Source organism: Cellulomonas sp. NPDC058312 (assembly GCF_042880135.1).
Lineage (GTDB): Bacteria > Actinomycetota > Actinomycetes > Actinomycetales > Cellulomonadaceae > Cellulomonas.
Map to the genome: position 1 here is coordinate 744605 of NZ_JBHVZE010000002.1, position 16235 is coordinate 760839.

Consider the following 16235-nt stretch of genomic DNA (forward strand, 5'->3'; position numbering starts at 1 on the left):
GACCAACCTACTGGCCGGCGGGGCGCGTGGGGCGGGACCCGGTGCGCCGGAGCCACGCGAGCCCGAGGAACGGCAGCACCAGCGGCACGTACCCGTAGCCCTGGCCGAACACCGACCACACGGTCTCGTCGGGGAAGTCCCCCGCGTCCAGCACCGAGAGCGTCCCGACGACCAGCACGCCCGCGAGCTCCACGAGGACCGCGGCCCACGCGACCCGCCGCCAGTCCTTCGCGAGCGCGACCGTCGCGACGACGTAGACGACCCCCGCCAGCGCGGACAGCAGGTAGGCGAGCGGCGCCTCGTCGAACTTCTCGGCGATCTGGTAGGCGGCACGGGCCGTCGCCGCGAGGGCGAAGACGCCGTAGACGGCCACGAGCACGCGGCCCGGACCGGACGCGGTGCTGCGGCGGGCCGGCTGTGCGGGCGCGGTCATCAGGACCCCCAGGTCTGGTTCAGGCGGAGCTGCAGGAACGCGACGGCGACGGCCGCCACGACCAGCACGACGGAGGACCACCGGCTGCGCTCGGCGAACGCCCACAGCGCGGCGGCCGGCAGCAGGACGAGCTGCGTGACCACATAACCCCAGAACACGAGCGGCTCCGCGGGCTCGGCGCCGGTCGCCTGCCGGACGCCCGCGACGACCGCCTGCAGGAGCATCAGCCCCTCGACGACCGCCGCGCCCCACAGCTGGCGGAGCACCACGGCGCGGTCCCGGACCGCGAACCACCCGGACCAGCCGGCGAGCAGCAGGGCCGCCGCGGCGACGGCGTAGAGGAGGGGCGGAGTCACGGGGTCCCACGGTACCGGTCGCACCGATAGCATCGCCTGCGTGCCCCGAGTGACTCTGACCTCCGCGAACCCCACCCGCCAGACCGCCGACGCCCTCGTCGTCGCGGTCGCCAGCAGCCCGGACGGCCCCCGCGTCGTCGGTGCCGACTGGCTGCCGACCGAGATCGCGACCCAGGTGTCCGACCTGGCCGGCGTGCTCGGCATCACCGGCGCGACCGACGAGGTCCGCCGGCTGCCCGCCGCGGGCCGGCTCGCCGCGAAGGTCGTCGTGCTGACCGGCGTCGGCGCACTCGAGGAGCGCACCACCCCCGACGCCGAGACCCTGCGCCGGGCCGCCGGCGCCGCGCTGCGCGAGCTGACCGGCACCGCCTCGGTCGCCGTGGCCCTGCCCGCCGAGGACCTCACGCAGCTGACCGCCGTCGCCGAGGGCGCCCTGCTCGGCGCCTACGCGTACACCCGCTACCGCACCGGCGACGCCGACGCGGCGGTCGCGGAGATCGCGGTGCTCACCCCGCGCGCCCGGGACAAGGCCGCCGCGAAGGCGCTCGCCCGCGCCGAGGTGCTGGCCGCCGCCGTGCACGGCGTGCGCGACCTGGTCAACGCCGCCCCGAACGACCTGTACCCCGCCGCGTTCGCCGACGCCGCGAAGACCGCGGTCAAGGACGCCGGCGCCAAGGGCGTGAAGATCAGCGTCCTGGACGAGAAGGCCCTCGCGGCCGGCGGCTACGGCGGCATCCTCGGCGTCGGCCAGGGCTCGGCTCGCCCGCCGCGCCTGGTCAAGGTCTCCTACACGCCGTCGCGGCCGGCCGCGAAGGTCGCGCTCGTCGGCAAGGGCATCACGTTCGACTCCGGCGGCATCTCCATCAAGCCCGCCGCGGGCATGGAGGCGATGAAGTCCGACATGGCCGGCGCCGCCGCCGTCCTGCACACCGTCGTCGCCGCCGCCCGGCTCGAGCTGCCGGTCGCCGTGACCGGCTGGCTGTGCCTCGCGGAGAACATGCCGTCCGGCACGGCCCAGCGCCCGTCCGACGTCATCACGATCCGCGGCGGCAAGACCGTCGAGGTGCTGAACACGGACGCCGAGGGCCGCCTGGTCATGGCGGACGGCCTGGTCGCCGCCGTCGAGGAGAAGCCCGACGTCGTGCTCGACATCGCGACCCTGACCGGCGCGCAGCTGGTCGCGCTCGGCCCGCGGGTGTCCGCGGTCATGGGTGCCGAGGGCCCGCGCACCGAGGTCGTCGACGCCGCCGAGGCCGCGGGCGAGCAGTTCTGGCCGATGCCGCTGCCCGCCGACCTGCGCGCCGGGCTGAAGTCGAAGGTCGCGGACATCGCGAACATCGGCGACCGGTTCGGCGGGATGCTCAGCGCCGGCCTGTTCCTGCAGGAGTTCGTCGGGACGACGCCGTGGGCGCACCTCGACATCGCCGGCCCGGCCTTCAACGAGAAGGCCGCGTTCGGGTACACCCCCGTCGGCGGCACCGGCGTGGGCGTCCGCACCCTGCTCGCGCTGCTCGAGGCCCGCGCGGAGCGCTGACCCGACCGCCGCAGCGCCGAAGTAGGACCGCCGCGTCGAGACAGGACCTCCGGGTGCCCTGTCTCGGCGCGGCGGTCCTGTTTCGGCGCCGCGCCGGGTGGGAGGGGTCAGCGGGGGTCGACGGCGCGGCGGGCCGCGCGCTCGCGCTGGGCGCGCTGGCGCTCGATGCGCTGGCGGCTGTTCCAGTCCCGCATCCGCTGCGGGTAGCCGGTGCGCTGCACGTCGTAGACCGGGATCCCGAGGGTCCGGGCGATCTCGTACCCCGCCTTCGCGTCCGGGACGCGGCGCCGGGTCCACTCCCCGTCCGTGGCGATGAGCATGAGGGTCGTCTGCGTGACGTTGGTCTGCGGCTCGAGGTAGGCCTCGACCCCGACCCGCGTCGCGGTGAACTCGCGCAGGTGCGCCAGCGTCTCCTCGCGGGCGGCGCGGCCGGTCGGCGGCGCGTCGGCGGCCACGGGATCGGCGCTGCGGCGGCGGCGGGAGAACAGACCCATGCCGGGAGGGTAACGGCGCTCCCTGGACGCGCGCTGGGATTCACCCGGGAGGCCCAGCGTCGCTCGCGACGGCACCGGCCGGACAAGACATGGGATGACTGTTCCCAGAATCACACGTCGCGGCCCGTCATCTGGGTCGTCGGGCCCAGAGGGAGATGACAAGATGGGCCACGGACAACCGCGTCCCACCACTGCCTGCGCCGGAGGAGTCAACACGTGTCCGACACGACCGGGTCCGCTTTCGACATCGTCGTCCTGGGCGGAGGGAGCGGCGGCTACGCGGCCGCGCTCCGTGGCGCCCAGCTCGGCCTGAGCGTCGCCCTCATCGAGGCCGACAAGGTCGGCGGCACCTGCCTGCACAACGGGTGCATCCCGACCAAGGCCCTGCTGCACGCGGCGGAGCTGGCCGACAACGCCCGCGAGGGTGCGCACTTCGGCGTGCACACCGAGCTCACGGGCATCGACATGAACGGCGTCAACGAGTACAAGGACTCGGTGATCGCCCGCCTGTACAAGGGCCTGCAGGGCCTCATCAAGTCCCGCAAGATCACCGTGTTCGAGGGCTACGGCAAGCTCGTCGCCCAGGACACCGTCGAGGTCAACGGCGAGCGCGTCACCGGCCGCCACGTGATCCTCGGCACCGGCTCCTACGCCCGCTCGCTGCCCGGCCTCGAGATCGGCGGTCGTGTCATGACCTCCGACCAGGCCCTGAAGATGGACTTCGTCCCGAAGTCCGCGATCATCCTCGGCGGCGGCGTCATCGGCTCGGAGTTCGCGAGCGTGTGGAAGTCGTTCGGCGCGGACGTCACGATCATCGAGGCGCTCCCCCACCTGGTCCCCAACGAGGACGAGGCGCTGTCCAAGGCGTTCGAGCGCGCGTTCCGCAAGCGCGGCATCAACTTCAACCTGGGCGTCCGGTTCTCCGGCGTCACCCAGGACGACTCCGGCGTGCACGTCTCGCTGGAGGACGGCAAGACGTTCGACGCCGACGTGCTGCTGGTCGCCGTCGGCCGCGGCCCGCGCACCGCGGACCTCGGCTACGAGCAGCAGGGCCTGACCCTGGACCGCGGCTTCGTCCTCACGAACGAGCGGCTGCACACCGGCGTCGGCAACATCTACGCCGTCGGCGACATCGTCCCGGGCCTGCAGCTCGCGCACCGCGGCTTCGCCCAGGGCATCTTCGTCGCCGAGGAGATCGCGGGCCTGAACCCGCAGCCGATCGTCGAGTCGGGCATCCCCCGCGTCACCTACTCCGACCCGGAGGTCGCCTCGGTCGGCCTCACGGAGGCCAAGGCCAAGGAGGTGCACGGGGCCGACGCGATCGAGACCCTGGAGTACAACCTGGGCGGCAACGGCAAGAGCCAGATCCTCGCGACGCAGGGCTTCGTCAAGCTCGTGCGCCAGAAGGACGGCCCCGTCGTCGGCGTCCACATGATCGGCGCCCGCGTCGGCGAGCTCATCGGGGAGGGCCAGCTCATCGTGAACTGGGAGGCCTACCCGGAGGACGTCGCGCAGCTCGTGCACGCCCACCCCACGCAGAACGAGGCTCTCGGGGAGGCGCACCTCGCGCTCGCCGGCAAGCCGCTGCACGCCCACAACTGACCACACGAACTTCGAAGGAGGCACGAGCGGTCATGTCCGACAACGTGCAGCTTCCCGCTCTCGGCGAGTCCGTCACCGAGGGCACCGTCACCCGCTGGCTCAAGAACGTGGGCGACCGCGTCGAGGTCGACGAGCCCCTGCTCGAGATCTCGACCGACAAGGTCGACACCGAGGTCCCGTCGCCGTTCGCCGGCGTGCTCGAGGAGATCCTCGTGGCCGAGGACGAGACCGCCGAGGTCGGCGCCGTCCTGGCCGTGATCGGCGACGGCTCCGGCTCGGGCTCCGCGCAGGAGACCCCGGCCCAGGAGACCCCGGCCGAGCAGGCCGAGGCCCCCGCCGACACGCAGGGCGAGAGCTACGCCGACCCGGCCCCCGAGGCCGAGGCCGCCCCCGCCGCGCAGGAGCAGGCCGCCCCGGCCGCCGACTCCGGCTCCGGCGACGGCCAGCAGGTCGTCCTCCCGGCGCTCGGCGAGTCCGTCACCGAGGGCACCGTCACCCGCTGGCTCAAGGCCGTCGGCGACTCCGTCGAGGTCGACGAGCCCCTGCTCGAGATCTCGACCGACAAGGTCGACACCGAGGTCCCGTCGCCGTTCGCCGGCACGCTCCAGGAGATCCTGGTCGGCGAGGACGAGACCGCCGAGGTCGGCGCCCCGCTCGCGGTGATCGGCTCGGGCTCCGGCTCGGCCGCGCCGGCCGCGTCCGCCCCGGCCGCGGCCCCGGCTCCGGCCCCGAAGGAGGAGGCGCCCGCCGCCACCCCCGCCCCGGTGCCCGCGCCGAAGCAGGATGCCCCCGCTGCGGCTCCGGCCGCTGCTGCTGCCCCCGCGCCGCAGGCCGGCGGGTCGTACCTGACCCCGCTGGTCCGCAAGCTGGCCGCCGAGAAGGGCGTCGACGTGGCGACCCTGACCGGCACCGGCGTCGGCGGCCGCATCCGCAAGGAGGACGTCCTCGAGGCGGCCGAGAAGGCGGCGCAGGCCGCGAAGGCCGCCGCCCCGGCGCCCGCCGCGACCCCGTCCGCGGCCCCGGCGTCGAAGGCCGTCGAGCCCTCGCCGCTACGCGGCACCACGGAGAAGGCCAGCCGCCTGCGGCAGGTCATCGCCGAGCGCATGGTCGACGCCCTGCACAGCCAGGCGCAGCTGACCAGCGTGGTCGAGGTCGACGTCACCAAGGTGGCCCGGCTCCGCGCGAAGGCGAAGGACTCCTTCAAGGCCCGCGAGGGCGTCAACCTCACGTTCCTGCCGTTCTTCGTGCAGGCCGCGGTCGAGGCGCTCAAGGTGCACCCGAAGATCAACGCGGTGCTCGAGGGCAAGGAGATCACCTACCACGGCTCCGAGAACGTCGGCATCGCGGTGGACACCGAGCGCGGCCTGGTCGTGCCGGTCATCCGCGACGCGGGCGACCTCAACCTGGCGGGCATCGGCCGCAAGATCGCCGACCTGGCCGGGCGCACCCGCGCCAACAAGGTCACCCCGGACGAGCTGTCCGGCGCGACCTTCACGGTGACGAACACCGGCTCGGGCGGCGCGCTGTTCGACACGCCGATCGTCCCCGGCGGCACCTCCGCGATCCTCGGCACCGGCGCGATCGTCAAGCGCCCGGTCGTCATCAAGGACGCGGACGGCGAGGAGGTCATCGCGATCCGGTCGATGTGCTACCTGGCCCTGTCGTACGACCACCGCCTGGTCGACGGCGCCGACGCGTCGCGGTACCTCATGACCGTGAAGCAGCGGATCGAGGAGGGCGCGTTCGAGGCCGAGGTCGGCCTGTAGACCGTGCGCTGAGCGCTCGACCGACGCCCCGGTGACCCTCGCGGTCGCCGGGGCGTCGGCGTACCCGGGGTCGGGCGGGCGGCGTCGGGCGGGCGCGGGGTCGGGGCGTTGCCGGGAGGCGGATGCGCGGGTACGGTGCTGGCGCTCTTTCGACAACGGGTGTCGAAATTTCGGCGCCCCCGGATCACGAGGACGTGCCCGATGCGAGAAGCACCCGACGCCGCCGACCGGCGTCACCCCGACTCCCCCACGCCCGCCGCGGACCGGCCCACCCCGGGTCCCGCACCCCGGCGCCGCCGCGCCCGGTCGGTCGCCGCGCTCGGGCTCGCCGCCGTGCTGGCCGGCACCGGCGCCGCGCTGGTCCCCGCCGCGGCGGCGGTCCCCGTGGGCGGCGGCCCCGGCCACGGAGGTCCCGGCCACGGCGGGCCCGGTCACGGCGGCCCGGGTCACGGCGGGCCCGGTCACGGGCAGGTCGACGAGGGCCTGCTGCGCACCTGGCTGGCCGACACCTACACGTCGCTCGACGCGATGACCGACCCGGCGACCGGCCTGGTCGCCGACAACATCGAGGGCGCCCTCGACCCCGCGACCGCCAGCGCCTACACCTCCCCGACCAACATCGGCGGCTACCTCTGGTCGACGGTGGTGGCCCGCGACCTGGGGGTCATCGACGCGGACGACGCCCGCGCGCGGCTGACCACCACGATCGACACCCTGCAGACGATGGACCGGCACGACGCCAGCGGCATGTACTACAACTGGTACGACCCGGCCACGGGCGCCCGCGTGGACACCTGGCCGGACGACGGCGCACCCGTCGAGCACTTCCTCAGCTCCGTCGACAACGGCTGGCTGGCCGCGGCGCTGCGCGTGGTCGCCGAGGCCGAGCCGACCCTCGCCGACGAGGCCCGCGGGCTCTACGACGGCATGCACTTCGGCGTGTACTACAACCCCGAGGGACGGCCCGACCTCGGCGTCGGCCTGATCCGCGGCGGGTTCTGGGACGAGGAGCCGTCCGGCTGCTCGGTCCCCGGGAACTACACCGGCGGCGACACGGTCTACTACACCTGCCACCACTACGACACCACGGTCTCCGAGACCCGGATCGCCCTGTACCTGGGCATCACCGACGGGGAGATCCCGCCCGAGGCGTACTGGGGCACCTACCGCACCTTCCCGTCGACGTGCGACTGGAGCTGGCAGGAGCAGCGGCCGAGCGGCGTCACGCGCACCTACGACGGCGTCCCGGTCTACGAGGGCGTCTACCACGACGGCGACACCGCGCTGGTGCCCGGGTGGGGCGGCTCGATGTTCGAGGCGCTGATGCCCGACATGCTGGTGCCGGAGTCCGAGTGGGCCCCGCGGTCCTGGGGCGTCAACCACCCGCTGGTCGTCCAGGCGCAGCAGCGCCACGGCCTCGAGGTCGCCGGCTACGGGTACTGGGGCTTCTCCCCCGCCAGCAACCCGTTCGGCGGGTACGCGGAGTACGGGGTCGACTCGCTCGGCATGCGCTCCGACGGTTACCTGTCCGACGGCGAGACCGACGTGGACGCCGGGTTCGCCGGCTGCCGCGAGGGCACGAACCCCGACCCCGAGTTCGGCGACGGCGTCGTCACGCCGCACGCCGCGTTCCTCGGGCTGGAGTACGACCCGCGGGGCGTCGTCCAGAACCTGACGAAGCTGCGCGACGAGCTCGGCGCCTACGGGCCCGGCGGGTTCTACGACGCCGTGGCCGTCCGGTCCGGCACGGTCGCCGAGCGGTACCTCTCGCTCGACCAGGCGATGGTCGTCGCGGCGATCGGCAACTACCTCGACGACGGCGCGCTGCGCGACTACGTGACCGACGACGAGATGGAGCAGCGCCTGCGCCCCGTGCTCGAGCAGGAGGTGTTCTCCTCCGCCGCCGAGCCCGTCGTGCCCGCGGTCACCGACCCGGCGCCGCGCCGACCGGTCCGCAGCATCGCGACGCTGTCCGGTACCGCCGAGCCCGGCGCGCACCTGACCGTCACCGGCGCCGACGGCACCCCGTGGTGCACCGCGGAGGTGGACGCCGACGGCGCGTGGACCTGCACCCTCGCCACCCCCGTGACCCAGCGCGGCGCCCACCGCCTCACCGCCGCGACCACCAACGACGCCGGCCTCACGACCACGTCCGACCGCATCACCCTGGTGGTGGCCGGCCGCCGCTAACTTCAGCCCCGGGTGGATCCACCCTGCCCGACACGCCGGGTGTGGCGGACAGGGTCCTTCCACGCCGCCCGGCTCACGCGCGGGGTGGATCCACCCGGGGAGGGAGGGCGGCCGGGGGCGTGGACGAGGCCCGCGGGACCAGCGTGGTGGCGAGCTCGACGTGGGCGGGGCCCGGGTCGGAGGTCCGGGCCCGGTGGACCAGCGTGACCGCGGCGTCGCCCATCTCCGTCAGCGGCTGCCGGACCGTCGTCAGGGCCGGGTCCAGCCACGCCGCGACCGGGACGTCGTCGAACCCCACCACCGACAGGTCCTCCGGCACGCGCACTCCGTGCTCCCGGGCCGCGCGCAGCACGCCGATCGCCGTGTCGTCGCTCGCCGCGAACACGGCCGTCGGCGGGTCGTCGAGGCGCAGCAGCACCTCCGCCGCGCGGAACCCCGCGTCCACCCCGTACGCCCCGCCGCGCACCAGCTCCTCGTCGACCGGCAGGCCCGCCCGGATCAGCGCCGTCCGGTAGCCCGCGAGCCGCGCCACCGCGTTGTCCTGGTCCTGCGGCCCGGTGATCGTGGCGATCCGCCGGTGGCCGAGCGCGATCAGGTGGTCCGTCGCGTCGAGGCCCCCGCGGAAGTTCGTCGCGCCGACCACCCGCAGCCCGTCGTCGCCGCGGGCCTGCGGGTCGACGACGACCAGCGGCACCCCCGCCCGGTCGAGGTCCGCGCGGGAGCCCGCGTCCGGCACGCCCACCACGCTCACCAGCCCGTCGGTGCCCCGGGCCAGCGCGTGCCGCACCCACGTCCCGCAGGACGCCGGGTCGGCGTCGGGGTCGACGGTCACCACCAGGTCCGCGCCGAGCCGCCGGGCGGCCCGGGCCGCGCCCCGGACCACCGCCTCCGCCCAGGTCGAGTCGAGGTCGTGCATCCGCAGGTCCACGAACCCCGTCCGCCGGCTGCCTGACGGACGCACCGCGTAGCCGTGCCGGGCGAGCACGGTGGTCACCCGCTCCCGGGTCGGCGCGGCGACGTCCGGCCGGGAGTTCAGCACCTTCGAGACCGTGGGGACCGACACACCGGCGTCCGCCGCGACGACGGACAGCGGGGGCAGGGACCCGGCTCGGGCGCGGGCGGCGTCGTCGTCCATGACCAGCGATGGTAGGGCGCCGCGCGCCCCCTGGTCGGTCCGCACGCGGTCGCGCGTCACCGGGCGATCCCCAGGTCCCGGCCGTAGGGTCGGGCCCATGATCGTGGTGCTGGCGGGATCGAGCGGGCTGATCGGGACGGCGCTCGCGGAGCGGCTGCGCGCGGAGGGGCACGCGGTACGCCGCCTGGTGCGCCGGCCGCCTCGCGGGCCCGAGGAACGCACCTGGGACCCCGACGCGGGCGTGCTGGACCCGGTCGCGCTCGCCGGCGCGGACGCGGTCGTGAACCTCGCCGGCGCCGGCGTCGGCGACAAGCGGCTGACCTCGGCCCGCAAGCGCGTCGTGCTCGAGTCCCGCACCCGGACCACCGGGCTGCTCGCGCGGACGGTCGCCGGTCTCGACACGCCGCCGCGCGTGCTCCTCCAGGGCTCCGCGACCGGTGCGTACGGGTACCGCGGCGACGAGGTCGTCACCGAGCAGACCCCCTACGGCGACAGCTTCCTCGCCGGGGTGGTCGAGCAGTGGGAGGCGGCCGCCGCTCCGGCGGTCGCGCACCCGGACGTCCGGGTGGCGTTCCTGCGGACCGGCATCGTGCTGGCGCCCTCCGGCGGGGCGCTCGGGAAGCTGCTGCCGCTGATCCGGCTCGGGCTCGGCGGTCCGATCGGGTCGGGTCGGCAGTTCTGGAGCTGGATCACGCTCGAGGACGAGGTCCGCGCGATCCTGCACCTGCTGGACGCGCCGGTCAGCGGCCCGGTGAACCTGGTCGCCGAGCCCGCGTCCCAGATCGAGCTCGTGCGCGCCCTGGCCGCGCGCCTGCACCGGCCCGCGGTGCTGCCGGTGCCGGGGTTCGCGCTGCGGCTCGCCCTGGGCCAGTTCTCCGACGAGATCCTCGGCTCGCTGCGCGCGACGCCCGCGGCGCTGACCGCGAGCGGCTTCGAGCACCGGCACCCGACCCCCCGCGACGCGGCGGCGGCGATCCTGCGCTGACCCGCGCGGCCCGCACCGCCCCACCCCGCGCCGCAGCACCCCTCAGCGCCCCCGCCCGCCGACGAGAGGTCACGACACGCTGCCGCGAGGACGCACGCACTCGCGTGTCGTGACCTCTCGTCGCGTGGCGGCGCGCGGGAGCGGGTGCACGCGGGCGGGTGCGGCGCGGCGCGGGGCAGCGCGGCGCGGATCAGTGCGGCGCGGGTCAGCGCGGGAGCGTCACCGCGCGGTGCTCGCGGGCGGAGACCCGGGCGGCGTCGAGCACGCGGGCGGTGACGACCGCGTCGGCGGGGTCGACGGGCACGTCCCCGCCCGCGCGGACCCAGGCGTCGACCGCCCGGTAGAAGTCGGGGTGCCCGCCGGGGGCACGCGGCACGGGGACCCGCTCGTCGCCGCGCACCAGCCAGCCCTCGTGCCCGTCGTCCGCCGCGTCGAGCACGGAGAACGGGCTGGCCTCACCCTCGAAGCTCGTCACGAGGTACGCGCCCCGGTCGCCGAGCACCCGGGTCCGTGGCCCGGGCGCGCCGACGAGCGCGCCGGCCTGCAGGTGGCTGATGACGGCGGTGCCGTCGGGCTGCGCGACGTGGGTGAGCGCGAGGAACACGTCGTCCTCGGCGGGGGTGGTCAGTGCCCGGAGCTCGGCGTGCACGCGTTCGACGGGGCCGAACAGCTGGACCGCGGAGTCGACGAGGTGGGCGCCGAGGTCGAGCAGCAGACCGCCGGCCCGGGTGTCGTTCTCCTTCCAGCGGTCCTGCGGGACGGGGCGCCACCGCTCCCAGCGACGCTCGAACCGGTGCACCCGGCCGAGCTCGCCGGCGGCGAGCAGGGCCCGCAGCGTGATCTGCTCCGGGTCCCACCGCCGGTTCTGGAACACCGTGAGCCGACCACCGGCGTCGGCGCCGAGCCGGGCGAGGGCCGCGGCCTCGTCGGCGGTCGTGGCGAGCGGCTTGTCGACGACCACCGGCAGCCCGGCGGCCAGCGCCAGGGTGACGTGCTCGACGTGGTCGCCGGTCGGGCTGGCGACGACGACCACGTCGAGCTCGGCTGCGTGGGCCAGCAGGGCGGCGACGTCCGGGTCGACGGCCGCGCCGGGCCAGTCGTCGCGGACGGTCGCCGCCCGCTCGGGGTTCCGGGTGACGACCCGCACCACCTGGGCGCCGACCTCCCGCAGCAGCCGGGCGTGGATCCCCCGCCCGGCGGATCCGTAGCCGACCAGTCCCACCCGCAGCGCGTCCGTCATGCCTGCCACCCTAGGACCGCTGCACCCCTACGACCGCGCGGCGACCTCCTGCGCGCTCCCGGGCCGCTCGGCGCCGCGACGCGACAGCCGGCTCGGCCACCACACCCGGTCGCCGATGTCGTGCACGAGCGCCGGCACGAGCAGGCTGCGCACCACCAGCGTGTCGAGCAGCACGCCGAGCGCGACGATGAACGCGAGCTGCGCGAGGAACAGCAGCGGGATCACGCCGAGCGCCGCGAACGTCACGGCCAGCACGACGCCCGCCGAGGTGATGACGCCGCCGGTCACCGCCAGGCCGCGCAGGACGCCGACCCGGGTCCCGGACCGCAGGCTCTCCTCCCGGACGCGGGTCATCAGGAAGATCGAGTAGTCCACGCCGAGCGCCACCAGGAACGTGAACGCGTAGAGCGGCACGGCCGGGTCGGCCCCGGGGTAGTCGAGGACGTGGTTGAACACGATCGCCGCGATGCCGAGCGCCGCGCCGAACGACAGCACGTTCGCGATCATCAGCAGCGTCGCGGCGAGCACGGACCGCAGCAGCACCATGAGGATGAGCAGGATCACCAGCAGCACCACGGGGACGATCACCCGCAGGTCGCGGGTGCCGGCGTCCTGGGCGTCGAGCGTCTCGGCGGCCGCGCCACCCACGAGGGCGTCGGGGGCGACGGCGTGCACCGCCTCGCGCAGGGCCTCGACGGTGGCGACGCCCCCGGTCGTGTCGGCGGCGTCCTCGGTGGCGACGTCGACCCGGACGTTCCCGTCGACGACCTTCGGCTCGGGGGCGTCGGTCCCGCCGGCCGCACCGCTCGGCGGGCCACCCGTGGTCGACGCGCCGGTGTACGGCGCCGCGGACACCACGCCGTCGACGTCCAGCGCGGCCTCGACGACCGCGTCGGCCTCGTCCTGCGCCACGACCACGGTCGCCGGCTGCACCGTGCCCGCCGGGAAGTGCGCGGCGAGGACGTCCTCGCCGGCGACCGCGTCGACCTCGGTGAGGAACACGTCGGCCTGGCTGGTGCCGGACGCCTGGAACGTCGGCACGAAGGCGGCCAGGCCCAGCAGCACGACGGCGGTGCCGATCCACACCACCCGGTCGCGGCGGCCGACCGCGCCGGCCAGCCGGCCCCACAGGCCCGCGGGCAGCGGCTCGGCGGCGGGGACGGGCGCCTCGTGCGCGCCGTGGTGCGCGGGCACCGGGGCGTCCGTGGCGGCGGGGACGGGCTCGGCGGCGGGTCCGGCGGCGTGCGCCCCGACCTCGGCCCGCGGGACGCGGGGCCAGAACAGCGCGCGCGACCGGCGGCCCGCGACGAGCAGCAGCAGCGGCAGCAGCGTGAAGGCGGCGAGCACGGCCGCGGCGATGCCGATGGCGCCGACCGGGCCGAGGCTCCGGTTGGACGCGAGGTCCGACAGCAGGAGGCACAGCAGACCGGCGACGACGGTGCCGGCGCTGGCGAGGATCGGCTCGAGGCTGCGACGCAGCGCCCGGCGCATCGCGGTGGCCGGCGCCTCGACGGCGCGCAGCTCCTCGCGGTAGCGCGCGACGATCAGCAGCGCGTAGTCGACGGACGCGCCGACCACGAGGATCGCGAGGATGCCCTGGGCCTGGCCGTTCAGGGTGAGGACGCCGTTGTCGGCGAGGTGGTAGACGGCCAGGGCGGCGGCGCACAGCGCGAACACGGCGGTGAAGATCACCGCGAGCGGCAGGAACGGCGACCGGTAGACGAGCACGAGGATGACGAGCACCGCGCCGAGCGCGACCAGCAGCAGGACGCCGTCGATGCCGCCGAACGCGTTGGTCAGGTCGGCGACGAAACCGCCGGGTCCGGTGACCCAGGCCCGCAGACCCGCCTCGCCGGAGGACGTCGCGGTCGCGCCGAGCTCGTCCGCCAGGGTGTCGCGGACGGCCTGCACGAAGGCGCCGACCACGCTCTCGTCGTCGGCCAGGGACAGGTCGGCGGACGCGGCGTCGACGGACAGCGGCACCAGCAGCGCCTCGCCGTCCTCGGACGGCACGACCACGGGGTCGGCGGACAGCACGTCGCCGATCGTCGCGGGGTCGCCCGCGGCGGGGTCGGCACCGGGCAGCGCGACGCCGGCCAGGTCGTCGACCACGGGCTGCACGGCCGCGATCGCGTCGGCGCCGAGGGTCTCGCCGTCGTCGCCGGTCAGCACCACCAGGACGGGCAGCGCCTCGGCGGCGGTGAACTCCCCCGACAGCTCGGCGGCCCGCGTGGACTCGGCCGACGACGGCAGGAACGCCGCCGAGTCGTTGGTCTGGACCTGGGACAGCTGCCCCTGCGCCATCCCGCCGAACGCCCCGACCGCCAGCCACCCGGCCAGCACCACCAGCACGACCGCACCGCGGCCGATCCCCCGCACCCAGTTCCTCAGCATGCTGAGCACTATGCGGGACGGCAGCGATTCCGGCAACATGTGCCTCGGGCGATCGATGACCGAGCACGATCGAGCACGGGACCGACGGAGAGGACGCGACGTGGAGGGGCACGCGCAGCACGGCAGCGCCGAGCCGCACCCCCGCTGGGAGCGCATGTCCGCCCGCGACCCCAGCGGCTGGCCGGTCGGGCGCCTGCTGTCGGCCGCCGCGCGCCGCGTCGAGCGCGACTGGAACGGCCACCTCGCCTCCTGGGACCTGAACCACGCCAGCCAGCCGGTGCTCGTGATCCTGCTGCGCGGACCGCACACCCAGGCCGAGCTCGCCGCGCTGTGCGAGGTCACCGAGCAGACGATGAGCCGGGTCGTGTCCCGCCTGGAGCGCTCGGGCTACCTCACCCGGACGGCCCACCCGACCGACCGGCGCAAGCAGGTGCTCACCGTCACCGACTCCGGGCGCGCTGCCGTCGTCGAGGCGTCCGACCCCGCCGCCGCCGAGGCGATGGTCACCGAGGGGCTGACCCCGGAGCAGGTCGACCAGCTGCGCGGGTTGCTGCTCCTGGTCGCCCGCCGCGGCGAGGAGCCCCCGGCCGCCTGACGCCCGACGACCCGCGCCGGACGACCCGCGCCCGACCGCTCCGTCAGCGCCGGGCGCGCGCGGCGGGCCGGGCGAGCTCGCGGGCGATCCCCGCCGCCCATTCCTCGACCTCCGTGAAGTCCCGGAAGTCACCGGGCTGCGCGTCGATCATCGCGACCAGCGCCCGCTCCGCGAGCCCGAGCTCCTCGCGCTGCAGACGCCCGGAGAACACGTGCACGTCCCGGGCGCCCACGCGCCGCGCCACGGAGCGGACGTCGTCCGGCTCGGACGCCGGCAGCGGCGGGACCCCGACCGGCCCGGACCAGAACAGCCACACCGGCCGCGCCGCGAGCTGCTCCGTCTGCCGGTCGACCAGGTCGCGCATCGCGACGGCCAGCCGCCCGACGTACACCGCCGAGCCGAGCACCACCGCGTCGTAGCCGTCCAGCTGCTCCACGTCGTCCGGGTCGGCGTGCGTCACGTCGTGCCCGGCCTCCCGGAGCACCTCCGCGACCGCGTCGCCGATCTCCCGCGTCCCCCCGTGCCGGGACGCCGTCGTCACCAGGACCCGCATGTCCGCCTCCCCCGTGCCGGCTCGCGGCGCCGGTGCCGCCACCTCCTCCCAGGCTTACGCCTGCCGCGCCGGGCGCACGAGGGACGGAGGTCCCGGCGGCACCGACGGGCCGTCGCAGGTCCGGCTCGTCCGGCGCCCGGGACGCCGCCGCCCGCCGGTAGACTCCCCCGCATGGCCCGTGAGAAGACCGCCCCCGGGGCGCCGAAGCCCCCGAAGGTGAAGAAGACCCGCTGGTACCACCAGGTCTGGCAGGCGTACCAGATGACCCGCCAGCAGGACCCGGCGGTCACCTGGCTGATCCTCGCGGTGTTCTTCGGCGTCATCGCGGTGGGCCTGCTGCTCGGCCTGGTGTTCTTCACCTGGTGGTACATGCTGCTGCTGAGCATCCCGTTCGCGGCGCTCGCCGCGATGTTCGTGCTCACCCGCCGCGCCGAGCGCGCCGCGTACTCCCGCATCGAGGGCCAGCCCGGCGCCGCGATGTCCGCCCTCGGCACGATCCGCCGCGGCTGGACGTTCGCCGAGGAGCCCGTCGCCGTCGGCCCGCGCACGCAGGACCTGGTGTTCCGCGGCGTCGGCCGCCCGGGCATCGTCCTGGTCGGCGAGGGCCCCGCGCACCGCATCGGCAAGCTGCTCGAGGCCGAGCGCAAGCGCACCGCCCGCGTCCTGAACGGCGTCCCGATCACGGTGATCGAGGTCGGCCGCGAGGAGGGTCAGGTCCCGCTGCCGCAGCTCGCCCGCAAGGTGCAGCGCCTCAAGCCGCAGCTCACCAAGCAGGAGACGGGCGAGGTCGTCAAGCGCCTCACCGCGCTCGGCGCCGTGAAGATGCCGATCCCGAAGGGCGTCGACCCGATGCGCGCGCGCCCCGACCGCAAGGGCATGCGCGGCCGCTGAGCCACCCCGGACACGCACGAACGCGCTCGGTCCCCGTGCGGGACCGGGCGCGTTCGTGCGTCCGGGG

14 protein-coding genes are annotated in these 16235 nt (G+C 75.5%); 7 read left to right on the forward strand and 7 right to left on the reverse strand.

Features of this window, described 5'->3' with window-relative positions; genetic code table 11:
• Nucleotides 1–7 precede the first annotated feature (7 nt).
• Nucleotides 8–433, reverse strand: a complete 426-nt coding sequence (locus ACFVXN_RS07930; protein WP_389229901.1) for a hypothetical protein — start codon at nt 431–433, stop codon at nt 8–10.
• Nucleotides 433–789 (reverse strand): hypothetical protein, encoded by a 357-nt coding sequence (locus ACFVXN_RS07935; protein WP_389229904.1) that lies wholly within the window; start codon nt 787–789, stop codon nt 433–435. The genes ACFVXN_RS07930 and ACFVXN_RS07935 overlap by 1 nt, the downstream gene beginning before the upstream one ends.
• A gap of 40 nt (nt 790–829) precedes the next feature.
• Here ACFVXN_RS07935 and ACFVXN_RS07940 point away from each other — a divergent pair, with 40 nt between their 5' ends.
• The gene (locus ACFVXN_RS07940) at nt 830–2323 is read left to right on the forward strand and encodes a leucyl aminopeptidase (protein WP_389229907.1); all 1494 of its coding nucleotides are present in this window, start codon (nt 830–832) and stop codon (nt 2321–2323) included.
• A gap of 107 nt (nt 2324–2430) precedes the next feature.
• On the opposite strand, the gene ACFVXN_RS07945 is transcribed toward ACFVXN_RS07940, so the two are convergent.
• The gene (locus ACFVXN_RS07945) at nt 2431–2817 is read right to left on the reverse strand and encodes an oxidoreductase (RefSeq protein ID WP_389229910.1); all 387 of its coding nucleotides are present in this window, start codon (nt 2815–2817) and stop codon (nt 2431–2433) included.
• A 216-nt stretch (nt 2818–3033) separates the two neighbouring features.
• Here ACFVXN_RS07945 and lpdA point away from each other — a divergent pair, with 216 nt between their 5' ends.
• The 3 genes from lpdA (at nt 3034) to ACFVXN_RS07960 (ending at nt 8375) form a co-directional block, all read left to right on the forward strand.
• Nucleotides 3034–4419: a dihydrolipoyl dehydrogenase gene (gene lpdA / locus ACFVXN_RS07950; protein WP_389229913.1), complete on the forward strand. Its 1386-nt coding sequence runs from the start codon at nt 3034–3036 to the stop codon at nt 4417–4419.
• A gap of 32 nt (nt 4420–4451) precedes the next feature.
• Nucleotides 4452–6185, forward strand: coding sequence for a 2-oxoglutarate dehydrogenase, E2 component, dihydrolipoamide succinyltransferase (gene sucB, locus ACFVXN_RS07955; protein ID WP_389229916.1), 1734 nt, complete (start codon nt 4452–4454; stop codon nt 6183–6185).
• 201 nt (nt 6186–6386) lie between these two features.
• Nucleotides 6387–8375 (forward strand): glucoamylase family protein, encoded by a 1989-nt coding sequence (locus ACFVXN_RS07960; RefSeq protein WP_389229919.1) that lies wholly within the window; start codon nt 6387–6389, stop codon nt 8373–8375.
• A gap of 73 nt (nt 8376–8448) precedes the next feature.
• On the opposite strand, the gene ACFVXN_RS07965 is transcribed toward ACFVXN_RS07960, so the two are convergent.
• The gene (locus tag ACFVXN_RS07965; protein WP_389229922.1) at nt 8449–9510 is read right to left on the reverse strand and encodes a LacI family DNA-binding transcriptional regulator; all 1062 of its coding nucleotides are present in this window, start codon (nt 9508–9510) and stop codon (nt 8449–8451) included.
• A gap of 97 nt (nt 9511–9607) precedes the next feature.
• Here ACFVXN_RS07965 and ACFVXN_RS07970 point away from each other — a divergent pair, with 97 nt between their 5' ends.
• A complete protein-coding gene (locus ACFVXN_RS07970; protein ID WP_389229925.1) occupies nt 9608–10495 on the forward strand; it encodes a TIGR01777 family oxidoreductase in 888 nt (295 codons plus the stop codon).
• A 205-nt stretch (nt 10496–10700) separates the two neighbouring features.
• Here the strand turns inward: ACFVXN_RS07970 and ACFVXN_RS07975 are convergent, their stop codons facing one another.
• Together ACFVXN_RS07975 and ACFVXN_RS07980 are read right to left on the reverse strand one after the other, a co-directional pair.
• Complete coding sequence (locus tag ACFVXN_RS07975) at nt 10701–11735, reverse strand: Gfo/Idh/MocA family oxidoreductase (RefSeq protein ID WP_389229928.1); 1035 nt, start codon at nt 11733–11735, stop codon at nt 10701–10703.
• A gap of 27 nt (nt 11736–11762) precedes the next feature.
• Nucleotides 11763–14129 carry an MMPL family transporter gene (locus tag ACFVXN_RS07980; protein WP_389229931.1) on the reverse strand — a complete coding sequence of 789 codons (2367 nt, stop codon included), beginning with the start codon at nt 14127–14129 and terminating at the stop codon, nt 11763–11765.
• Nucleotides 14130–14229: 100 nt separating this feature from the next.
• Between ACFVXN_RS07980 and ACFVXN_RS07985 the strand changes: the two genes are divergently transcribed.
• Entirely contained in the window at nt 14230–14724 is a 495-nt protein-coding gene (locus ACFVXN_RS07985; protein ID WP_389229934.1) for a MarR family winged helix-turn-helix transcriptional regulator, read from the forward strand.
• Between the two features lie 43 nt (nt 14725–14767).
• Here ACFVXN_RS07985 and ACFVXN_RS07990 read toward each other — a convergent pair whose 3' ends face one another.
• Nucleotides 14768–15277, reverse strand: coding sequence for a flavodoxin domain-containing protein (locus tag ACFVXN_RS07990; protein ID WP_389229937.1), 510 nt, complete (start codon nt 15275–15277; stop codon nt 14768–14770).
• 171 nt (nt 15278–15448) lie between these two features.
• Here ACFVXN_RS07990 and ACFVXN_RS07995 point away from each other — a divergent pair, with 171 nt between their 5' ends.
• Nucleotides 15449–16168, forward strand: coding sequence for a DUF4191 domain-containing protein (locus ACFVXN_RS07995; protein ID WP_389229940.1), 720 nt, complete (start codon nt 15449–15451; stop codon nt 16166–16168).
• Nucleotides 16169–16235: the final 67 nt, after the last annotated feature.